Source organism: Providencia sp. AGC89, assembly GCF_053543535.1.
The window spans coordinates 58,446-73,889 of sequence record NZ_JBIXLP010000008.1 but is presented as its reverse complement, the minus strand read 5'-3'; the positions used below and the strand labels follow the sequence as shown (position 1 = coordinate 73,889).

At 40.2% G+C, this 15,444-nt stretch carries 19 protein-coding genes, 1 tRNA gene and 1 pseudogene; 15 read left to right on the top strand and 6 right to left on the bottom strand.

The annotated features are described in order from the left end of the window. From ACIPUA_RS04570 to ACIPUA_RS04545, 6 genes are all read left to right on the top strand, one after another. A partial coding sequence (locus tag ACIPUA_RS04570) for a GTPase family protein (RefSeq protein ID WP_449059320.1) occupies window positions 1–739 on the top strand: 739 nt, incomplete at its 5' end. A 91-nt stretch (window positions 740–830) separates the two neighbouring features. Beyond that, window positions 831–1,256, top strand: coding sequence for an antirestriction protein (locus ACIPUA_RS04565; RefSeq protein WP_449059319.1), 426 nt, complete (start codon window positions 831–833; stop codon window positions 1,254–1,256). Between the two features lie 240 nt (window positions 1,257–1,496). Beyond that, window positions 1,497–1,931, top strand: coding sequence for an antirestriction protein (locus ACIPUA_RS04560; RefSeq protein WP_004917455.1), 435 nt, complete (start codon window positions 1,497–1,499; stop codon window positions 1,929–1,931). Between the two features lie 95 nt (window positions 1,932–2,026). After that, entirely contained in the window at window positions 2,027–2,848 is an 822-nt protein-coding gene (locus tag ACIPUA_RS04555; RefSeq protein WP_036941089.1) for a DUF932 domain-containing protein, read from the top strand. Between the two features lie 17 nt (window positions 2,849–2,865). Then, the gene (locus ACIPUA_RS04550) at window positions 2,866–3,348 is read left to right on the top strand and encodes a JAB domain-containing protein (protein WP_014656726.1); all 483 of its coding nucleotides are present in this window, start codon (window positions 2,866–2,868) and stop codon (window positions 3,346–3,348) included. A gap of 8 nt (window positions 3,349–3,356) precedes the next feature. Further along, complete coding sequence (locus ACIPUA_RS04545) at window positions 3,357–3,578, top strand: DUF987 family protein (protein WP_036941096.1); 222 nt, start codon at window positions 3,357–3,359, stop codon at window positions 3,576–3,578. Window positions 3,579–3,694: 116 nt separating this feature from the next. Here the strand turns inward: ACIPUA_RS04545 and ACIPUA_RS04540 are convergent. Next, window positions 3,695–3,838, bottom strand: a pseudogene (locus ACIPUA_RS04540) (IS1 family transposase); the annotation flags it as partial. 490 nt (window positions 3,839–4,328) lie between these two features. Between ACIPUA_RS04540 and ACIPUA_RS04535 the strand changes: the two are divergent. From ACIPUA_RS04535 to ACIPUA_RS04520, 4 genes are all read left to right on the top strand, one after another. Next, complete coding sequence (locus ACIPUA_RS04535) at window positions 4,329–5,063, top strand: outer membrane protein (protein WP_272672074.1); 735 nt, start codon at window positions 4,329–4,331, stop codon at window positions 5,061–5,063. 142 nt (window positions 5,064–5,205) lie between these two features. Further along, window positions 5,206–6,069: a hypothetical protein gene (locus ACIPUA_RS04530; protein ID WP_449059318.1), complete on the top strand. Its 864-nt coding sequence runs from the start codon at window positions 5,206–5,208 to the stop codon at window positions 6,067–6,069. Next, complete coding sequence (locus ACIPUA_RS04525; RefSeq protein ID WP_036941106.1) at window positions 6,062–6,454, top strand: hypothetical protein; 393 nt, start codon at window positions 6,062–6,064, stop codon at window positions 6,452–6,454. Before ACIPUA_RS04530 ends, ACIPUA_RS04525 begins: the two co-directional genes overlap by 8 nt. Next, a complete protein-coding gene (locus ACIPUA_RS04520) occupies window positions 6,451–6,813 on the top strand; it encodes a hypothetical protein (RefSeq protein ID WP_281110641.1) in 363 nt (120 codons plus the stop codon). Before ACIPUA_RS04525 ends, ACIPUA_RS04520 begins: the two co-directional genes overlap by 4 nt. 218 nt (window positions 6,814–7,031) lie before the next feature. Here ACIPUA_RS04520 and ACIPUA_RS04515 read toward each other — a convergent pair. Then, window positions 7,032–7,119: transfer RNA gene (locus tag ACIPUA_RS04515), tRNA-Ser, on the bottom strand. 183 nt (window positions 7,120–7,302) lie between these two features. Here ACIPUA_RS04515 and tusE point away from each other — a divergent pair. Then, window positions 7,303–7,632 (top strand): sulfurtransferase TusE, encoded by a 330-nt coding sequence (gene tusE, locus ACIPUA_RS04510; RefSeq protein ID WP_042846636.1) that lies wholly within the window; start codon window positions 7,303–7,305, stop codon window positions 7,630–7,632. Between the two features lie 7 nt (window positions 7,633–7,639). Here tusE and ACIPUA_RS04505 read toward each other — a convergent pair whose 3' ends face one another. Further along, complete coding sequence (locus tag ACIPUA_RS04505) at window positions 7,640–7,918, bottom strand: acylphosphatase (protein WP_449059317.1); 279 nt, start codon at window positions 7,916–7,918, stop codon at window positions 7,640–7,642. Window positions 7,919–8,136: 218 nt separating this feature from the next. Between ACIPUA_RS04505 and hspQ the strand changes: the two genes are divergently transcribed. After that, window positions 8,137–8,457, top strand: coding sequence for a heat shock protein HspQ (gene hspQ / locus ACIPUA_RS04500; protein ID WP_173424817.1), 321 nt, complete (start codon window positions 8,137–8,139; stop codon window positions 8,455–8,457). A 70-nt stretch (window positions 8,458–8,527) separates the two neighbouring features. On the opposite strand, the gene ACIPUA_RS04495 is transcribed toward hspQ, so the two are convergent. Next, window positions 8,528–8,941, bottom strand: a complete 414-nt coding sequence (locus ACIPUA_RS04495; protein WP_449059316.1) for a CoA-binding protein — start codon at window positions 8,939–8,941, stop codon at window positions 8,528–8,530. Between the two features lie 113 nt (window positions 8,942–9,054). Between ACIPUA_RS04495 and ACIPUA_RS04490 the strand changes: the two genes are divergently transcribed. Next, window positions 9,055–9,513, top strand: a complete 459-nt coding sequence (locus tag ACIPUA_RS04490) for a methylglyoxal synthase (RefSeq protein ID WP_042846434.1) — start codon at window positions 9,055–9,057, stop codon at window positions 9,511–9,513. Between the two features lie 30 nt (window positions 9,514–9,543). On the opposite strand, the gene helD is transcribed toward ACIPUA_RS04490, so the two are convergent. Continuing rightward, a complete protein-coding gene (gene helD, locus ACIPUA_RS04485) occupies window positions 9,544–11,595 on the bottom strand; it encodes a DNA helicase IV (RefSeq protein ID WP_166686776.1) in 2,052 nt (683 codons plus the stop codon). Window positions 11,596–11,718: 123 nt separating this feature from the next. Between helD and yccS the strand changes: the two genes are divergently transcribed. Next, window positions 11,719–13,866, top strand: coding sequence for a YccS family putative transporter (gene yccS, locus ACIPUA_RS04480; RefSeq protein WP_173424818.1), 2,148 nt, complete (start codon window positions 11,719–11,721; stop codon window positions 13,864–13,866). Between the two features lie 126 nt (window positions 13,867–13,992). Here the strand turns inward: yccS and ACIPUA_RS04475 are convergent, their stop codons facing one another. Continuing rightward, entirely contained in the window at window positions 13,993–14,607 is a 615-nt protein-coding gene (locus ACIPUA_RS04475; RefSeq protein ID WP_071547905.1) for a TfoX/Sxy family DNA transformation protein, read from the bottom strand. A 236-nt stretch (window positions 14,608–14,843) separates the two neighbouring features. Here ACIPUA_RS04475 and sulA point away from each other — a divergent pair, with 236 nt between their 5' ends. Continuing rightward, window positions 14,844–15,365, top strand: a complete 522-nt coding sequence (gene sulA / locus ACIPUA_RS04470; RefSeq protein WP_042846437.1) for an SOS-induced cell division inhibitor SulA — start codon at window positions 14,844–14,846, stop codon at window positions 15,363–15,365. Window positions 15,366–15,444: the final 79 nt, after the last annotated feature.

The following is a 15,444-nucleotide window of genomic DNA, read 5'->3' as shown; positions in this document are numbered from 1 at the left end:
AAAATCCAGTCTGATCAATGCACTGTTTCAATCGTCATTATCACCTGTGAGTGATGTTTCAGGCTGCACACGCCAAGCCCAACGCTTCAGCATGACGATGAACAACCATACTCTCACTTTTGTAGATTTACCCGGCGTGGGGGAAAGCCTTGAGCGGGATAAAGAGTACCACCAGCTCTATCGCAACTTATTACCAGAATTCGATTTAATCATTTGGGTACTCAAGGCCGACGACCGAGCATGGTCTTCTGATGAACAGTGCTATCGCTTTCTCACGAAGAAATGCGGTTACCAACCTAGTCAATTTCTATTTGTCTTGAACCAAGCCGATAAAATAGAGCCTTGTCGCCAGTGGGATGAATACAAGCATCAACCATCCTCAGAGCAGGCCTATAACTTAAAATTAAAGCAACAAGCCGTCATAACCGCCTTTAAGCCGCATCATCCTGTGATAACAGTTTCTGCGGTCGAAAACTATCAACTCACTGAATTAGCAGAGCAACTCATACAGGCGTTACCGGCGCAAGCCAGTAGCGGAGTAGCTAGGCAACTGAACACCTCTTACCGGACACAATCGGTGGAGAACGCCGCACGTAACGATTTTGGTCAATGTGTCAGTGATATTGTGGATACCTTAATCAATATCATTCCCTTGCCGCCATTGATAAGAAGTACGGTTAGCACCGTTAAAAACAGTATCGTCTCCGTCGCTAAATCCCTGTGGAGAATGTTCTTTTAACCTCTTACATTACCCCATTAATTATCACTCTCAGCGCCAGCCCCGTTAAGGACTGGCGCTTTTTTATTTCTTTTTCTTGGAGTATCAACTGATGAATAATACAACTGAATGTGCAGTTACAATGACACTCGTTCCCGATGAGCAACGCCTGGATTTTTGGATCAACCACTTCGGAAGCGTGAAAGGCTGGAGCACCTTTGAAGTGGTCATCTTTACCACTATGGGACAGTTTTGTGATTACTATCAGGGTGGATATTGGGAATATTGCACTTTATCTAATGGCGGCGCTTTTATTTATCCCGATTTACCTCAAGAGACACTGACGCTGTTCAACCCACATAACGGTAACGAAGCCAACGTCAGTTGCGAAGCGGCAGGTATTGCCGTGTGTTTGATGATGTACAGTTTATGGTCATTTCAAACGGAAAGTGACATCCTCGTCGATCGCTTTTATCAATTGCGTGATTATGCGGCACAACACCCAGAACGTTCCGCCATTTTCCATCTAATCGATTAACCACGTCCTTATTTACGCCTTCGTATTATCTGATTCATTATAAAAGCATCATCAGACTAACTCATTAATTAACTTACATTTATTTTTATATCTATATTATTTTAGTGAATCAATCATCAGAATGCGTCACTAAAAATGATACTCAATATACCTATCATTTCGAGAAAGCTCTGCACCGCAAGGTGTAGGGCTTTTTTGCTTATTACTGTCTATCAATATCGACTGAATTGGAGTTCTATTATGTTTACCTTACAAGAGCAAGAATCAACTGTTATCAAAACCAACCTCGTCAATTCCCGTGGTCGTAGTACCTTCTGGCGTTTTTACTTTGGTACTGTGCCAGACTGGCAACGTATTGAAGGCGATATCTTTAACATGATGGCGAAGCTTTGTAATCGCTATCAAGGTGCTTTCTGGGAGTTCAGTATGCTGTCTAATGGCGGCGCATTTATCTGGCCTGATATGCTCGAAACCTCCCTGCAAATGTTTAACCCGCATAACGGAAATGAAGCTGAGTTAAGCCCTGAAGCAGCCGGTATTGCTGTCTGTTTACTGGTGTATAGCATCTGGTCATTTAAAACCGAAAGCCCTGTGCTGGTGGAATATTTTTACCTGTTGCGTGATTACGCTATACAGCATCCGGAGCAAGCTCAAATCTTTCGCCTTATAGACTGATTTATCAGTCACGGTTTTATCTTTCCCCCACCAGCAATCTTCATTTAATCCATTTATCGAATGATTTATCAGTTTAATTATTGAGGAGAACCCCTATGTCTCGTTTAGCTTCCCGTTTTGGCAATGCTTGCTCTATTCGTCGTGACCGCCCGTTAACCATTGAAGAATTATTCCGCACAGTACCTAGCGTATTTTCAGAAGAAAAACACGAATCCAGAAGTGAACGTTATACTTACATCCCTACAATTACCTTATTGGATAGTCTTCAAAAAGAAGGCTTCTATCCGTTCTTTGCTTGCCAAACGCGTGTACGTGATGCTAGTCGCCGAGAGCACACCAAGCATATGTTACGTCTACGTCGTGAAGGTCAAATCACCAGTCAGCAAGTGCCTGAGATTATCTTGCTCAATAGTCATGATGGCTCATCGAGTTATCAGATGTTACCGGGGATGTTCCGATTCGTTTGTCAGAATGGCTTAATTTGCGGACAAACCTTTGGTGAGGTGCGTGTACCGCACAAGGGCGATGTGGTGGAAAAAGTGATTGAAGGGGCTTATGAAGTGTTAGGGCTATTTGAACGCATGGATGAGCAACGTGATGCCATGCAGTCCCTATTATTACCGCCACCAGCCCAACACATCTTTGCTCAATCTGCTCTCACATATCGTTATGGTGAAGCGCATCAACCTGTGACCGAAGCGCAAGTATTACAGCCACGCCGTGTAGAAGATAAGAAGGACGATCTTTGGACGGTGTACCAACGTTTGCAAGAAAATTTAATTAAAGGGGGATTATCAGGCAGAAATGCGAAAGGTAAACGCGCTCGCACGCGTTCAGTGAATGGGATTGATGGTGATGTGAAGCTTAACCGAGCCTTGTGGGTGATGGCTGAAAATATGCTTCAACTAGCCTCGTAATGATGGAGATATTAACGATGGAGAGTATCAATACTTATACGAATACCTTAACACTGCTTCCTAATGAACAACGTACTATCAAACGTGCGTTGACCATACTGGATAAGTATCTGCGTGAACCGGGTATTGCTTTTACATCAACGCAAAATGTGAGGGATTGGTTACGGCTAAAAATGTCAGCATTAGAGCGTGAAGCGTTTATTGTGCTCTACTTGAATCAACAAAATCAGTTGATAAGCAGTGAAACCCTGTTTGCTGGCTCGATTAGCAGCACACAAGTTTATCCTCGTGAAGTCGTCAAACGAGCACTTCATTTTAATGCTGCTGCCGTTATCTTTGCACACAACCATCCGTCAGGCGATATCACGCCAAGCCAAGCGGATAAATCTATCACGCAACAATTAATAAAAGCATTGCAGCTAATTGAAGTACGAGTACTTGACCATCTGATCATCGGTGGTCAGCAAATCTTCTCTTTCGCTGAGCATGGCTTAGTATGAGGTGAACCATGAATATCATCCGTAAATCCGCAGCAATGAAGATCCATCAGCAACATTTAGGCTCTCGCCTTGCTCGTTATTGTGCAGGAAAGTATAAATGGGTTGGTAATAGCGAGCATTATATTGGTAAGGAGGTGCCAGATTGTCGTGGCGTGTTAGCTGTTTACGTTGAACGTCGCCAAGACAGAGATGGCCCTTATGCGTGTGTCATGTGTGTGACATTGAATTGAATAAGTACTGATCACTTTGAGTTTATCCTATATTGGATGGATAAATTAAGCCTACTTCCACTTTGATTAGTATTTTTATAAAAAATGGGTCACGCATCCAAAGGGTTGATGGCATTTCAAACGTAATACTCTCGCTCAATGAAAGTCCCAATGATCTTGTCATGCATGCCAGATGATTTTGAATACCCTAACGTCTTGCGATTAAGTCGTTTCAATCGGTTACGCAACGTCAGATTTTCACGCTCGATTCGCTGGAGAAAAAAGACTGGATTCGATGGAATACATCAAACCATTGGGTCTTAACGGAGTTCGGTTTTCATATCGATAACATGAGTAAACGGCGTTGCTTATAAAGCGTTAGCGCTAACATAAAGACTTATCCCGTATTTTGGTACTTGATAATATCGAGCATACCAACCTATTCAAGAAAGGAGAGCATTCTTTAAACATCATTTTATTCCTGTCCATTTTGACTCACTCTCTCATCAACGCTTTTTCTTATTTAAGCACCAAAACAACAATTGATCGATTACGCCGATCGATAACCGTTTATTGATAGTTATGATCGATATTACCGATCATATTTTAATTATTGATAGGTAAAACAGATCGATTAAGTTAAACTGTCTCACGCTAAATTATCTTTATGTCAGTGATATTAAGGTGATTGAGTCAAATCTTTCATACCTTCCACTGACATAACGCGATTCAACCATACTTAATGTGATATTGATTAAAAGGAAATCAATCATGAAAAAAGCGTTTATTGTTCCCGCCCTGATGGGGTGCATTTCATTACCGGCATTCGCGAATACGGATGACAGTAAAACGGGGCTTTATATCACGGGTAAAATGGGCGCATCCATTGTGCAAATGTCTGGCCAGCAGTTTGTCTACAGTGGCTATGCTGATGCCGGTGATAATGGTACAAAAAATGGAGATAGCCATCGTACTGGTGTATTTGGCGGTGGACTTGCGTTGGGTTATGACTTTTCCAATCAGTTTGATATCCCTGTTCGAGCTGAATTGGAATTTATGGCGCGTGATAAAGCGAATTCAACCTACAACATCCGCGACCGTGTGCGTAATGGCGTACATCAAACTCGTGATATTAAAAACCAAATCAAACTCAATACGTTAATGGTCAATGGGTACTACGACATTAAAAATAGCTCAAATTTCACGCCGTATATCTCTGTCGGGCTAGGCTATGCGGCCGTGGATTTTAAAACCACCCGCGCTGATGCTTATACCCCAGGACTCTCTCTGCATGATACTCACACGCATACCGCCAATAACTTTGCCTGGAGTGTCGGTGCGGGGGTGAACTATGCCATCAATGACGATTGGGATATGGGTCTAAGTTATCGCTATTTAGATGCTGGAAAAGCCGACATCACAACAGCGGTAGGCGATGGGGAAAACACCTCAAAAATCAAAGTGAAGGCCAACGATATCATGCTTGGTTTGACTTACCGATTCTAATCTCTGGCATTCAGCCTTAAAGATTACCCTCAACTTACCTAGCCAACATGCCTTTTTGATGTTGGCTATTTTCTTGATTAAACAAAAAAACAACTGCGATTAAATTTTATTCACAGAATAATTGTAATAAAAAGAGGTACAAATGAATTCAATTAATCATATTCGTTTAGGTGTTGAACGAATTTTTTTCATCATTAGCTTAGTGCTAGTATTCGGTTTTACAGTCATCATCGCCAATCACTATAATATCGACTCATTTATTGGTAAGCCCTTAATGTATCTACTGTATTACCTTATCGCGATGTTAGCCCCACTCTTGATTTCTCAAATATTGTTGTGGGTCATTTATGGGTTTAAGGGTATCCCTTTCCGTTTAATGCTAACACGAAAAATTTTGGCATTCGTCTTCGCTTTCATCGCCTCTTTATGTGTTATCTACTTATTGCTCATCGGGATTATTCCTTTTATGGTTTTTGACCATGCTTTAATTTTTATACTTTATGAATACTTTTTTATTTTCCTCCTTTTCGCCTGCCTTATCGGACTGAGCGCTGGCGTTATTGTCTATATCCATACCGTTAAAAATGTATCCCATCCATTTGAATACCCGCATCCTATTTTCCGTTTAATGACATTCTTAGCGCTATACCTTGTCATTATGAATGCCTTAGCGATAGGCATTGGCAACCAAATCAATCTCAATATCATGGTGATTCTAGCGGGTACTATCGCAGGTTATGTGGGGTATTGGGGGTATGGCTTCCTACAACAATACACGGCAACGCGTTCTCGAAAACTCAGGATAACCCTGTCAACAATCATTTCCCTTGTTATCTTAGCGCTACTGGCACTCCTTAACGTTCTATTGCCTAACCGATTAAATATGTTCGGATTATTCCTGCTATTTTTTATCGAACTGGCTATTGCAATCACATTAGGTCGACTCACCTATCAGAAAAACAACCATCAGAAAGACGGTTCAACAATGGGAGTAAATCATGAGTAAATACATCTTCATTTTCATGACTTTTTGTCTCAATTTTACCGCGAGCGCCTTTAACACGAATGTATTTGATACCGCCATCGATAAAAGTGGTTTTACACCAATGTGTAATAACCAAGCGATTGCCGATAAGGATTGTCGTGTTGACGATTACCTCGAGGGACGTTATGTCGTCACGAGCACAGTGAATCTGGGCGCTAAATGTGCCTTCGTAATTGCCGAAGTGATTGATAGTCAAACCAACCAACTATTTAGTACATCAACTGGCGATTGTGAAGACGGCCCTCTCGATACCTATTACCGCTTATCCCGTATTAACAAAAAAGTGTGGCTGGATGCTTACAGTCAAGGAAAACACATTGACCATGTGGAGGTTATCTTTCAATGAAAAATCGCACATTAAATAGCCTTTCTTTTGTGGGAATTATCGCAATCGTCACATTGGGGATTTATTTCGGCAAACAACCTAAGCCAACCTATCGAGATTGTGTTGAGTTCAGCTCATCTCCTGCCAATACGCTTCAGATTTATGATCAACCCGATAGAGGTTCCAAGTCTATCAACTATCAGCCCACATCAGGTAAAGAACAATTCTGGGTCGCAAAACGAACAGTTGATGAACAATGGGTACAACTCTACCATGCCATAACACTTTTTGATGATTTACCTGAATCGGCTAAACTCGGATGGGTCAGTGCCAAGAACATAAACACATTGGGGATAGTTGAGTGCATGACTAAGAATTAGAGCTCATGATAAAATAATAATCGAAGGTGGGTATTGTTACCATTACTTCACCTTTATTATTTTACTAGTCTCAATTCGAACTCGTTATATCCAAATTGAGTCCAATACTAGCCAATACAATCGGAGGGAAGCCAAAATAAAATGGCATACTGGATGGCATACTCATAAAACCTAAAAAACAAAAATGCCATGCTAATCAATAGCATGGCGTTGAATTCTGGCGGAGGAGGAGAGATTCGAACTCTCGGATGGTTGCCCATCGGCGGTTTTCAAGACCGCTGCCTTCAGCCGCTCGGCCACCCCTCCGCAATGACGAGCACTATAAACATCCTCTGATTGGATGTAAACCCCTAATTTAATCATTCGCTTTAAAAATATACGCATTTCATACTGTTGGGCGAAAATATCAACATTCTAACGACTTTACTTGGGTTATTTCTCTATTTTTGTTAAATTCATACTCTAATTTTATTTGGATTAAAAATGAGTATGTTGGTTTTTAACAATCAAGAAATTAAAACAGACCCGCAGGGCTACCTGCTTGATAGCCAACAATGGAGTGAAGACCTCATCCCTCTACTTGCGCAGCAGGAAGGCATTGAACTCACCAATGAGCATTTAGAAATTATCCGTTTTGTGAGAAATTTCTACTTGGAATTCAATACCTCACCGGCCATTCGTATGTTGGTGAAAGCGGTTTCTCAGCAATTTGGCGAAGAAAAAGGCAATAGCCGCTATTTATATCGGTTATTTCCTAAAGGGCCCGCAAAGCAAGCGACAAAACTCGCAGGCCTACCAAAGCCAGTAAAGTGCATTTAATTTCTTCCTAATAGCGGACGGAAAAGTCCGCTATTAGCTCAGTTTGCCAACTTTCAGTGAAGAAATGGTCGATATTAGCCCCCGGAGGCCCACCTGCTTTAAGCCATTCATCTACAAATTCAATATCTTGCTCTGAACCATAAATGGCCAGCCTAACACTGCCGTCATCTCGATTACACACAAAACCTTTTATGCCATTTTGGTTAGCCCAATGATAGGTTTGATAACGAAACCCAACGCCTTGAACACGCCCATAAATGTAAAAATTGCGACCTGATGCAGTCATATAAGCCTCCATTGTCAGAGCATAATATATAGATACCTTTTTTTAGCAGTTGTTTTTTATTCATTGAACAGATAATCTGCTAAATGAGGCACTGCTTTTCATAGTTGCGTATAAAGACAGTGTATTGCGTTATTGATAATTGTCCATACTTCGCTTGAAAACGCACAACACTGCCCATATATAAATTGAAGTACAAGCAAGGCTTTTAGGAGGTCGCTATGATGATCACCAGTAAATATGGAATCGGGCAACAAGTCAGGCACAAGCTTCTCGGCTACCTAGGTGTCGTTGTTGATGTAGATGCTGAATATTCGCTCGAACAACCACATGATGATGATATTGCCGCAAACAGCACACTACGCGATCTGCCTTGGTATCATGTTGTAATGGAAGATGACAACGGGGATGCTGTTCATACCTATTTGGCTGAAGCTCAAATCACTTACGAGACTGCTGATGACCACCCAGAACAACCTTCTATGGATGAACTGGCAGAATCAATAAGGTCTCAGTTATTAGCGCCACGTCTGCGTAACTAACGGCTTTATCATTAATGAACGCTCCGTAAAGCAGCTCACATGCTGCTTTACTTTTATCATCAATGAAAGGCTACTTTTCAAGCCCTAAAGCGGGTATTTCCTGTTTTGGGCATTTATCCATAACAAATTGTAACCCTGCCTGTAACGCAATACTTTTAGCTTCTTCGCTAATAACCCCTTGTTGCAACCATAATACTTTCGCTTTAACTTGCACTGCTTCTTTAGCGACACCAACAGCGGCTTCTGCATTGCGGAACACATCAACCATATCAATGGGTTGAGGTATATCACTAAGTTTTTCATACACTAACTGACCTAATAACTGTTGGCCAGCCAATTTAGGACTAACAGGAATAACGGTATAACCTTGATGTAAGAGATATTCCATGACTTCATAACTTGGCCTATCGGCTTTATCACTAGCCCCAACTAAAGCGATGGTATTGACACTCTTTAAAATTTCAGCAATTTCTTGATCTCTCATCAAAATATCTCCTAAAATCAGTAAACTATTCATTAGCATTATGGTATATGTTGTACTTCTTTGCTCACACAGTTTTAAAGATGCCTATCTCACATCTTATTTAAGGGAACCTCATGGAATCAACAACCCGTAAAATTGCTGCATCAAAAAATATCGCCTTGGTTGCCCATGACCACTGCAAACCCTCGTTATTATCTTGGACAAAAAAGAATAATGAGCGACTTAAAGCGCATAAATTATATGCCACAGGGACTACTGGTTCATTAATTAGCCAACATACAGGGTTACCCGTCACCAGTATGATGAGTGGCCCAATGGGCGGAGACCAACAAATTGGCGCGATGATTGCGGAAAAAAAAATCGACCTATTGATTTTTTTCTGGGACCCACTTAATGCTGTACCGCATGATCCTGATGTTAAAGCATTATTACGTTTAGCTACCGTATGGAATATTCCCGTAGCCACCAACCCAGCAACCGCTGATTTTTTAATCACATCACCTTATTTTGATGACAATATAGAAATCGTGATCCCTGACTACCAAAACTACCTAACAAAACGCACTAACTAGTTTACTGGGCATGTTCGCATGCCCATCCCCCTAAGGCTTTTTCTGTTTTGGGACACCTAATTGTTTAAGTTCTTCAACAAATTCTGATGGTAATTCGGGGTTATATAATAACCAAACTTGCTGTTTAGCCCTTGTTAAGGCCACATACAGTAACCGCCTTTCTTCTGCATGCTCAAAATCTTCAGGTTGTGGCAACAGTGCTTGCTCAATAATTGACTCCCTTGCCGGCGCAGGGAAACCATCCTTACCACTGTTTAAGCCACAAATAATCACATAATCTGCTTGCTGCCCTTTTGATGCATGTACCGTCATAAATTCAATCGTCAATTTTGGCCAACGGGTATGCGCTTTATTCAAAATTTCAGGTTTTAAATAATGATAACGTGCCAGTACTAATATCCTTTCATCATCAAGTACATAGCCGCTCATTTTATCCAATAACCGTTCCAATGCTTGTTCATATAGAAGAACAACTGATTTTTTACTACCTTTAGTTAAGCTATTTAATGGCTTATGAAGCTGAATTGGATTTTGTAAAATAAACCGATTCGCAATATCGCCAATACGTTCATTGAAGCGATAGGTTGTATCCAAAGCACAAAGCTCCCCTTCCCCAAAATTATTTTCAAATGAGGTGGTCAGGTCTAATTCAGCGCCACTAAAACGGTAAATAGCTTGCCAATCATCGCCCACTGCAAACAACGTTGTTTGCTTATTTTGTTGACGTAACGCTTGAAGCAATTTGGCTCTAAGAGGTGAAATATCTTGGAATTCATCAACTAAAATATGTTTCCATGGGCTAATAAAGCGCCCTTTTTCTAAAATATTCACCGCCTGATGAATTAACCCAGAAAAATCAACCGCACCTTCCTCTTTTAGCGCACTTTTCCATGCTTTTAATAATGGTGCCATCAAACGAATGCGTTTTTGGAAAAGATCTTTAATTTCATCATTGACCTTATCTACCATATCCTTTTGGCTACCACCATGCATACGCATTAAGCTTAACCAACGTTCTAAACGCGCAGCAACTTTATGGCTTATTTTGTCATCATTCCAAAACTCACCATCGGGAATTTCCCATTGGAGCTCTTCAGCCAGCCACTCTCGCCAACCTTTCGCTTGAGCCTTTTTCGTTGAACATTGCTCTCGCCATTCTGTTAATAACAATGTTTGACGTTTTTGACTGTTGGTTTCGAGTTCACTGATAACCGGTGATTTTTTACTACCTTCCCGAATAATATGCAGAGCAAGCGCATGAAATGTTTTCGCTTCGATATCCTGCTGTAAACGTAGCTGAATGCGCTGATTCATTTCATCGGCAGCTTTGCGACCAAATGCCAGCAATAAAATTTGCTTTGGTTCTGCCAACCCTCTTAGTATTAGCCAGCCTGCTCTGGCGACTAAAACCGACGTTTTCCCACTACCAGCACCTGCCAGCACTAACACATTATCTTCGCCGTTAATGACAGATAGTGATTGTGAGTAATTTAATGGTGAAGATTCAACTTGTTGGAAAAAATCGTGATAACGCACCAAAACAGACTCGCACCACTTTTCATTAATTTGCTTGCGACATTTTTCACTGTCATTCAACCACTTAAGGCAAAATTGATACTGAGATGCACAATTTTCAAACGATGGAATACGTACTAACGGTAAAGGAAGTGATGAAAAGTTCTGAGTAATTTTGTCTTTGATACTGCTAACTTGACGTAAACCAAGCCAATGATCTTGTTTTATCAGTTGTTCAATGGTTTTCACCAATTCAGTCAATACTTGCGCACTGACTTGGCTCATTTCGGCACTCCATTGTTGCCATTTTTCATACAAATAATGGTAAAAACGTTGAGTTTGTTTCCACTCTGTACCGTGTAAACGCACAACTTGTTCGTTCACAATTTCAAATTCTAATTCCCCCCAAACAATGCCCCTCTTACAACGAAGGTCAATAAGTTCATTGAATGGGATAAGATATTGGTGGTTTTCACCACTGACTTCGATACCTGCGTTGAGTAAGCGAACCCGATTGTAGGGATGCTGAGCCAGACGCTGTCCAATCTGTGTTGATTTCAGTTCCATACGTCCTGCACCTGAAAAAAATCAATGACAAAATACGGTTGGCTTGATTCCAAACGGTTTTTTATTCCCTGCAAACACGCTATCCTATATAAACTAGAGCTTGTCTTACCTCTGAGGTACTTTGTGTTAACACTGCTTACCAGTTATCGCCGCGTGCTATATAACAGCCATATTTTATATTATATCCGAATCTTTATAGCCCTGACAGGCGCAACATTAGTGCCGTGGCTTTTAGGGCTAGACCCTAAAGTGACTATCCCACTGACATTAGGCGTGGTTGCCGCAGCCTTGACTGACTTAGATGATAGGCTAACTGGCAGAATAAAAAATTTAATTATTACCCTTTTTTGTTTTTTTGTTGCCTCAGTTTCAATTGAGTTACTCTTCCCATACCCACTATTTTTCTTTTTTGGCCTCGCTTTTTCGACTTGTGGGTTCATCTTACTTGGTGCTTTAGGGCAACGTTATGCCACCATTGCATTTGGCGCCTTACTGATAGCCATTTATACCATGCTAGGTGTACCCATTTTTGATACTTGGTATCAACAACCTGTGTTATTACTTACAGGGGCCATTTGGTATAATATCCTAACATTAATTGGCCATATTTTGTTTCCCGTCAGGCCATTACAAGATGCCATCACTCAATGCTACCAGCAACTTTCCGCCTACCTAGACGCAAAAGCTAACTTATTTGACCCTGATCTTGAAGATGATTATCAACAATCAGTTTATGATTTAGCTTTAGTAAACAGTAATTTAGTCAACACAATGAACCAAGCGAAAATTGCTTTATTGAGCCGACTTAAAGGTGATAGAGGCCAAAAAGGGACTCGTAATACGCTGCATTACTATTTTGTTGCACAAGATATCCATGAACGTGCTAGCTCGTCTCACATTCAGTATCAACAACTTAGTCGCACCTTACGCCATTATGATATCTTATTTCGTTTTCAACGCTTACTAACCATGCAAGCAAGAGCCTGCCAGCAAGTTGCTCAATCCGTATTGCTACGTAAACAATATCAACATAATCCACGCTTTGAACGAACTTTCAGCTACCTTGAAAACTCACTATTATTACTTAAGCAGCAATCCCCTGAATTACATGCAATAAAAGCACTGCATAATTTACTCAAAAATTTAAAGGGAATTGATGTTCAACTTAAAGGGCTAAGCCTTGAGCAAAGCTCATGGCAACAAAATAATAAACAAGTAGAACAATTGTCTGACGAATCATTATCAGGCTTTAATGATATTATTACACGGGTTAAGCATCATTTAACCCCAAAATCATCGTTGTTTCGCCATGCAGTTAGGATGTCAATACTTCTTTGTACTGGTTACGCGATTATCCAACTATTTGATATGGAAAGAGGGTATTGGATATTACTCACTAGTTTATTTGTCTGCCAACCTAACTACAGTGCCACTAAACGCCGTTTAGCACTGCGTATCATCGGGACTATCGTTGGTATCCTAATCGGGTTACCATTACTTAATTTAATCCCATCAATTGAAGGCCAGCTTACCCTTATTGTAATCTCTGGCTTACTGTTCTTTATGTTCCGTAGTAGCCAATATGCACAAGCTACCCTTTTTATCACTTTGTTAGTGCTTTTTTGCTTTAACTTATTAGGAGAAGGGTTTGATGTCGCATTACCTCGGATTATTGACACCCTTATCGGCTGTTTTATCGCACTACTTGCTGTAAGTTTTATTTGGCCTGATTGGAAATTTCGCCAACTTCCTCAGGTCATTCAAAAAACAATGGACAGTAATTGTAGGTACCTTGATGCCATTTTACTGCAGTACTACCAAGGTAAAGATAATAGCCTTGAATACCGTGTTGCACGCCGTGATGCACATAATAATGATGCAGAATTTGCTTCTATTGTCTCCAATATGGCATCAGACCCCAAATCTTACCGGATCACCCAAGAACAAGCTTTCAGACTTTTATGTTTAAACCATACACTACTTAGCTATATTTCCGCGTTAGGTGCGCACCGTGAAAAAATCCATAATGAGGATAACTTGGCACTGTTAAATGATGCAATTTGCTATGTTGAGTCTGCCTTGCAAACCAACATACTAGACTCTCAAATTATCGATGAAAAATCTGATAGGCTGCGCCAAAACTTATTACAGCGAATCGATAACATTGCAAAAAGTGACGATGAAAAAACATTACTTATTATGGAACAAACTAAGCTTTTACTTGAACTTGTACCTGAAATAAAGCAAATGATCCGAAAAATCAGTGCATAATAAACATACCGATGAGCGGGTATTAAAATATATAAATATCCTTTCTACCCGCTTATTCTTCTCATATTAGTATTGTCTGGTTTTGAGGTAGCCTGCTATAAGTTTCCTTTGATTTATATTAGGCAATCACCTCGATGCGAGTTCAAAACTGTTATACCAAGTAATCAATTCTTGCTTAGTATTCTTTGGCAATACAGCACTATGACAGCCTTCTATTGCCGCTGCTAGGCCAATTAATAATTTAATACTCGGGTCATGCCGCCCATGTTGCTTAAGTTTGATAAAACACGCTTTTGCGCCCATCGTACGTAAATCATCTACATGAGAAATTCCAATTTTCCCCAATGCCCTCTCAACTGACATATTCATATTTGGCAAATCTTTGATACGCATTGTGATGGACTGTTTTTGTTTTAATTCTTCAATTGCAGAACGATAAGCGAGTTCAATATATTGGAGACACAATACTTCATCGCCCCAAATTTGTTCAGGAAGTTGGTAATATCGCATTTCCAAAGGTATGCCTTTCTTACTATAAACAAGCCGATTAAGCCCTGAAGCCTCAAAATGGCTTCTAGCTACTAGACACCCTCGTAAATAATATTTCCCATCCAGCACTAACCCTACAATGGCATTATCAACTAATAGGCAAAAACCGCCGAAGTGATTTTTACGCTTTAACTCTCCGAATTGACCTAACAAACGAGATAAATTAAAAAATTTTTCTTCTTCTAATAACATATACCTTAACTCCTTTTTGGGTATGTTTCATTTTTATCCTTGAGAGAATCAATTTTATAATTTCTTGCTTTACAAACAATTACACCTAGCCAATTTTGAGAGTTTCAATAAAAAATGCCAAGAAGAATGCAGCGGAAAACAACAAAGTTGCGAAGCGCTTTGAAAAAATAGGCTTGATATTGGATAAATATACAGTTACTGTATGTTCATACAGCATTGTAACGAGGTTAATAATTATGAGCATCTATTCTTGGAACAACACAACAGAACATTCTCTTAATAATTACGCACAGTCCATCCCATCCATTGAGCTTGCGAGTAACTCTACACAACAAGGTATGGTGAGCGAACTCGTTTACGATGAAAAACATCCAATCATGGACTATATTTTGCTTCCAATGCTCCGCCAGTTTGGGGCTCAATCACGTTGGTTGCTCTGGCTAAGCCCAAATAAAAAACTGAGTAAACACTGGTTAGAACAAGCAGGCATCCCTACGAATAAGGTTATGCAACTAAGTCACATGGAAACCATAACAACCATAGATGCAATGGAAAAAGCCTTAAAAAGTGGTAACTATAGTGTCGTTTTAGGCTGGTTGCCTGAACTGAACGAACAAGATTTTGTTCGTTTACAATATGCGGCTCAAGAAGGTCATTCTATTGGCTTTATTATGCGCCCACAAAAAACATATAATATGGTAAGTATGCAATCAGGACAGTCAAACCACCTAAAAATTCACTCAAATCATTATCACTAGCCAAGATTAAGAATTTTCTTACTAAATTTAACCTTTAGAAATATTTATCTCTAAAGTGAAATGAAAAGTATTGCAGATC

Coding starts and splice junctions, on each gene's coding strand:
- ACIPUA_RS04530 (WP_449059318.1), top strand. CDS start 5,206: ATGAATTCAATTAATCATATTCGTTTAGGTGTTGAACGAATTTTTTTC.
- ACIPUA_RS04535 (WP_272672074.1), top strand. CDS start 4,329: ATGAAAAAAGCGTTTATTGTTCCCGCCCTGATGGGGTGCATTTCATTA.
- tusE (WP_042846636.1), top strand. CDS start 7,303: ATGTTGGTTTTTAACAATCAAGAAATTAAAACAGACCCGCAGGGCTAC.
- ACIPUA_RS04545 (WP_036941096.1), top strand. CDS start 3,357: ATGAATATCATCCGTAAATCCGCAGCAATGAAGATCCATCAGCAACAT.
- sulA (WP_042846437.1), top strand. CDS start 14,844: ATGAGCATCTATTCTTGGAACAACACAACAGAACATTCTCTTAATAAT.
- ACIPUA_RS04495 (WP_449059316.1), bottom strand. CDS start 8,941: ATGAGAGATCAAGAAATTGCTGAAATTTTAAAGAGTGTCAATACCATC.
- ACIPUA_RS04560 (WP_004917455.1), top strand. CDS start 1,497: ATGTTTACCTTACAAGAGCAAGAATCAACTGTTATCAAAACCAACCTC.
- ACIPUA_RS04525 (WP_036941106.1), top strand. CDS start 6,062: ATGAGTAAATACATCTTCATTTTCATGACTTTTTGTCTCAATTTTACC.
- helD (WP_166686776.1), bottom strand. CDS start 11,595: ATGGAACTGAAATCAACACAGATTGGACAGCGTCTGGCTCAGCATCCC.
- ACIPUA_RS04490 (WP_042846434.1), top strand. CDS start 9,055: ATGGAATCAACAACCCGTAAAATTGCTGCATCAAAAAATATCGCCTTG.
- ACIPUA_RS04505 (WP_449059317.1), bottom strand. CDS start 7,918: ATGACTGCATCAGGTCGCAATTTTTACATTTATGGGCGTGTTCAAGGC.
- ACIPUA_RS04565 (WP_449059319.1), top strand. CDS start 831: ATGAATAATACAACTGAATGTGCAGTTACAATGACACTCGTTCCCGAT.
- ACIPUA_RS04550 (WP_014656726.1), top strand. CDS start 2,866: ATGGAGAGTATCAATACTTATACGAATACCTTAACACTGCTTCCTAAT.
- hspQ (WP_173424817.1), top strand. CDS start 8,137: ATGATGATCACCAGTAAATATGGAATCGGGCAACAAGTCAGGCACAAG.
- ACIPUA_RS04520 (WP_281110641.1), top strand. CDS start 6,451: ATGAAAAATCGCACATTAAATAGCCTTTCTTTTGTGGGAATTATCGCA.
- ACIPUA_RS04475 (WP_071547905.1), bottom strand. CDS start 14,607: ATGTTATTAGAAGAAGAAAAATTTTTTAATTTATCTCGTTTGTTAGGT.
- ACIPUA_RS04555 (WP_036941089.1), top strand. CDS start 2,027: ATGTCTCGTTTAGCTTCCCGTTTTGGCAATGCTTGCTCTATTCGTCGT.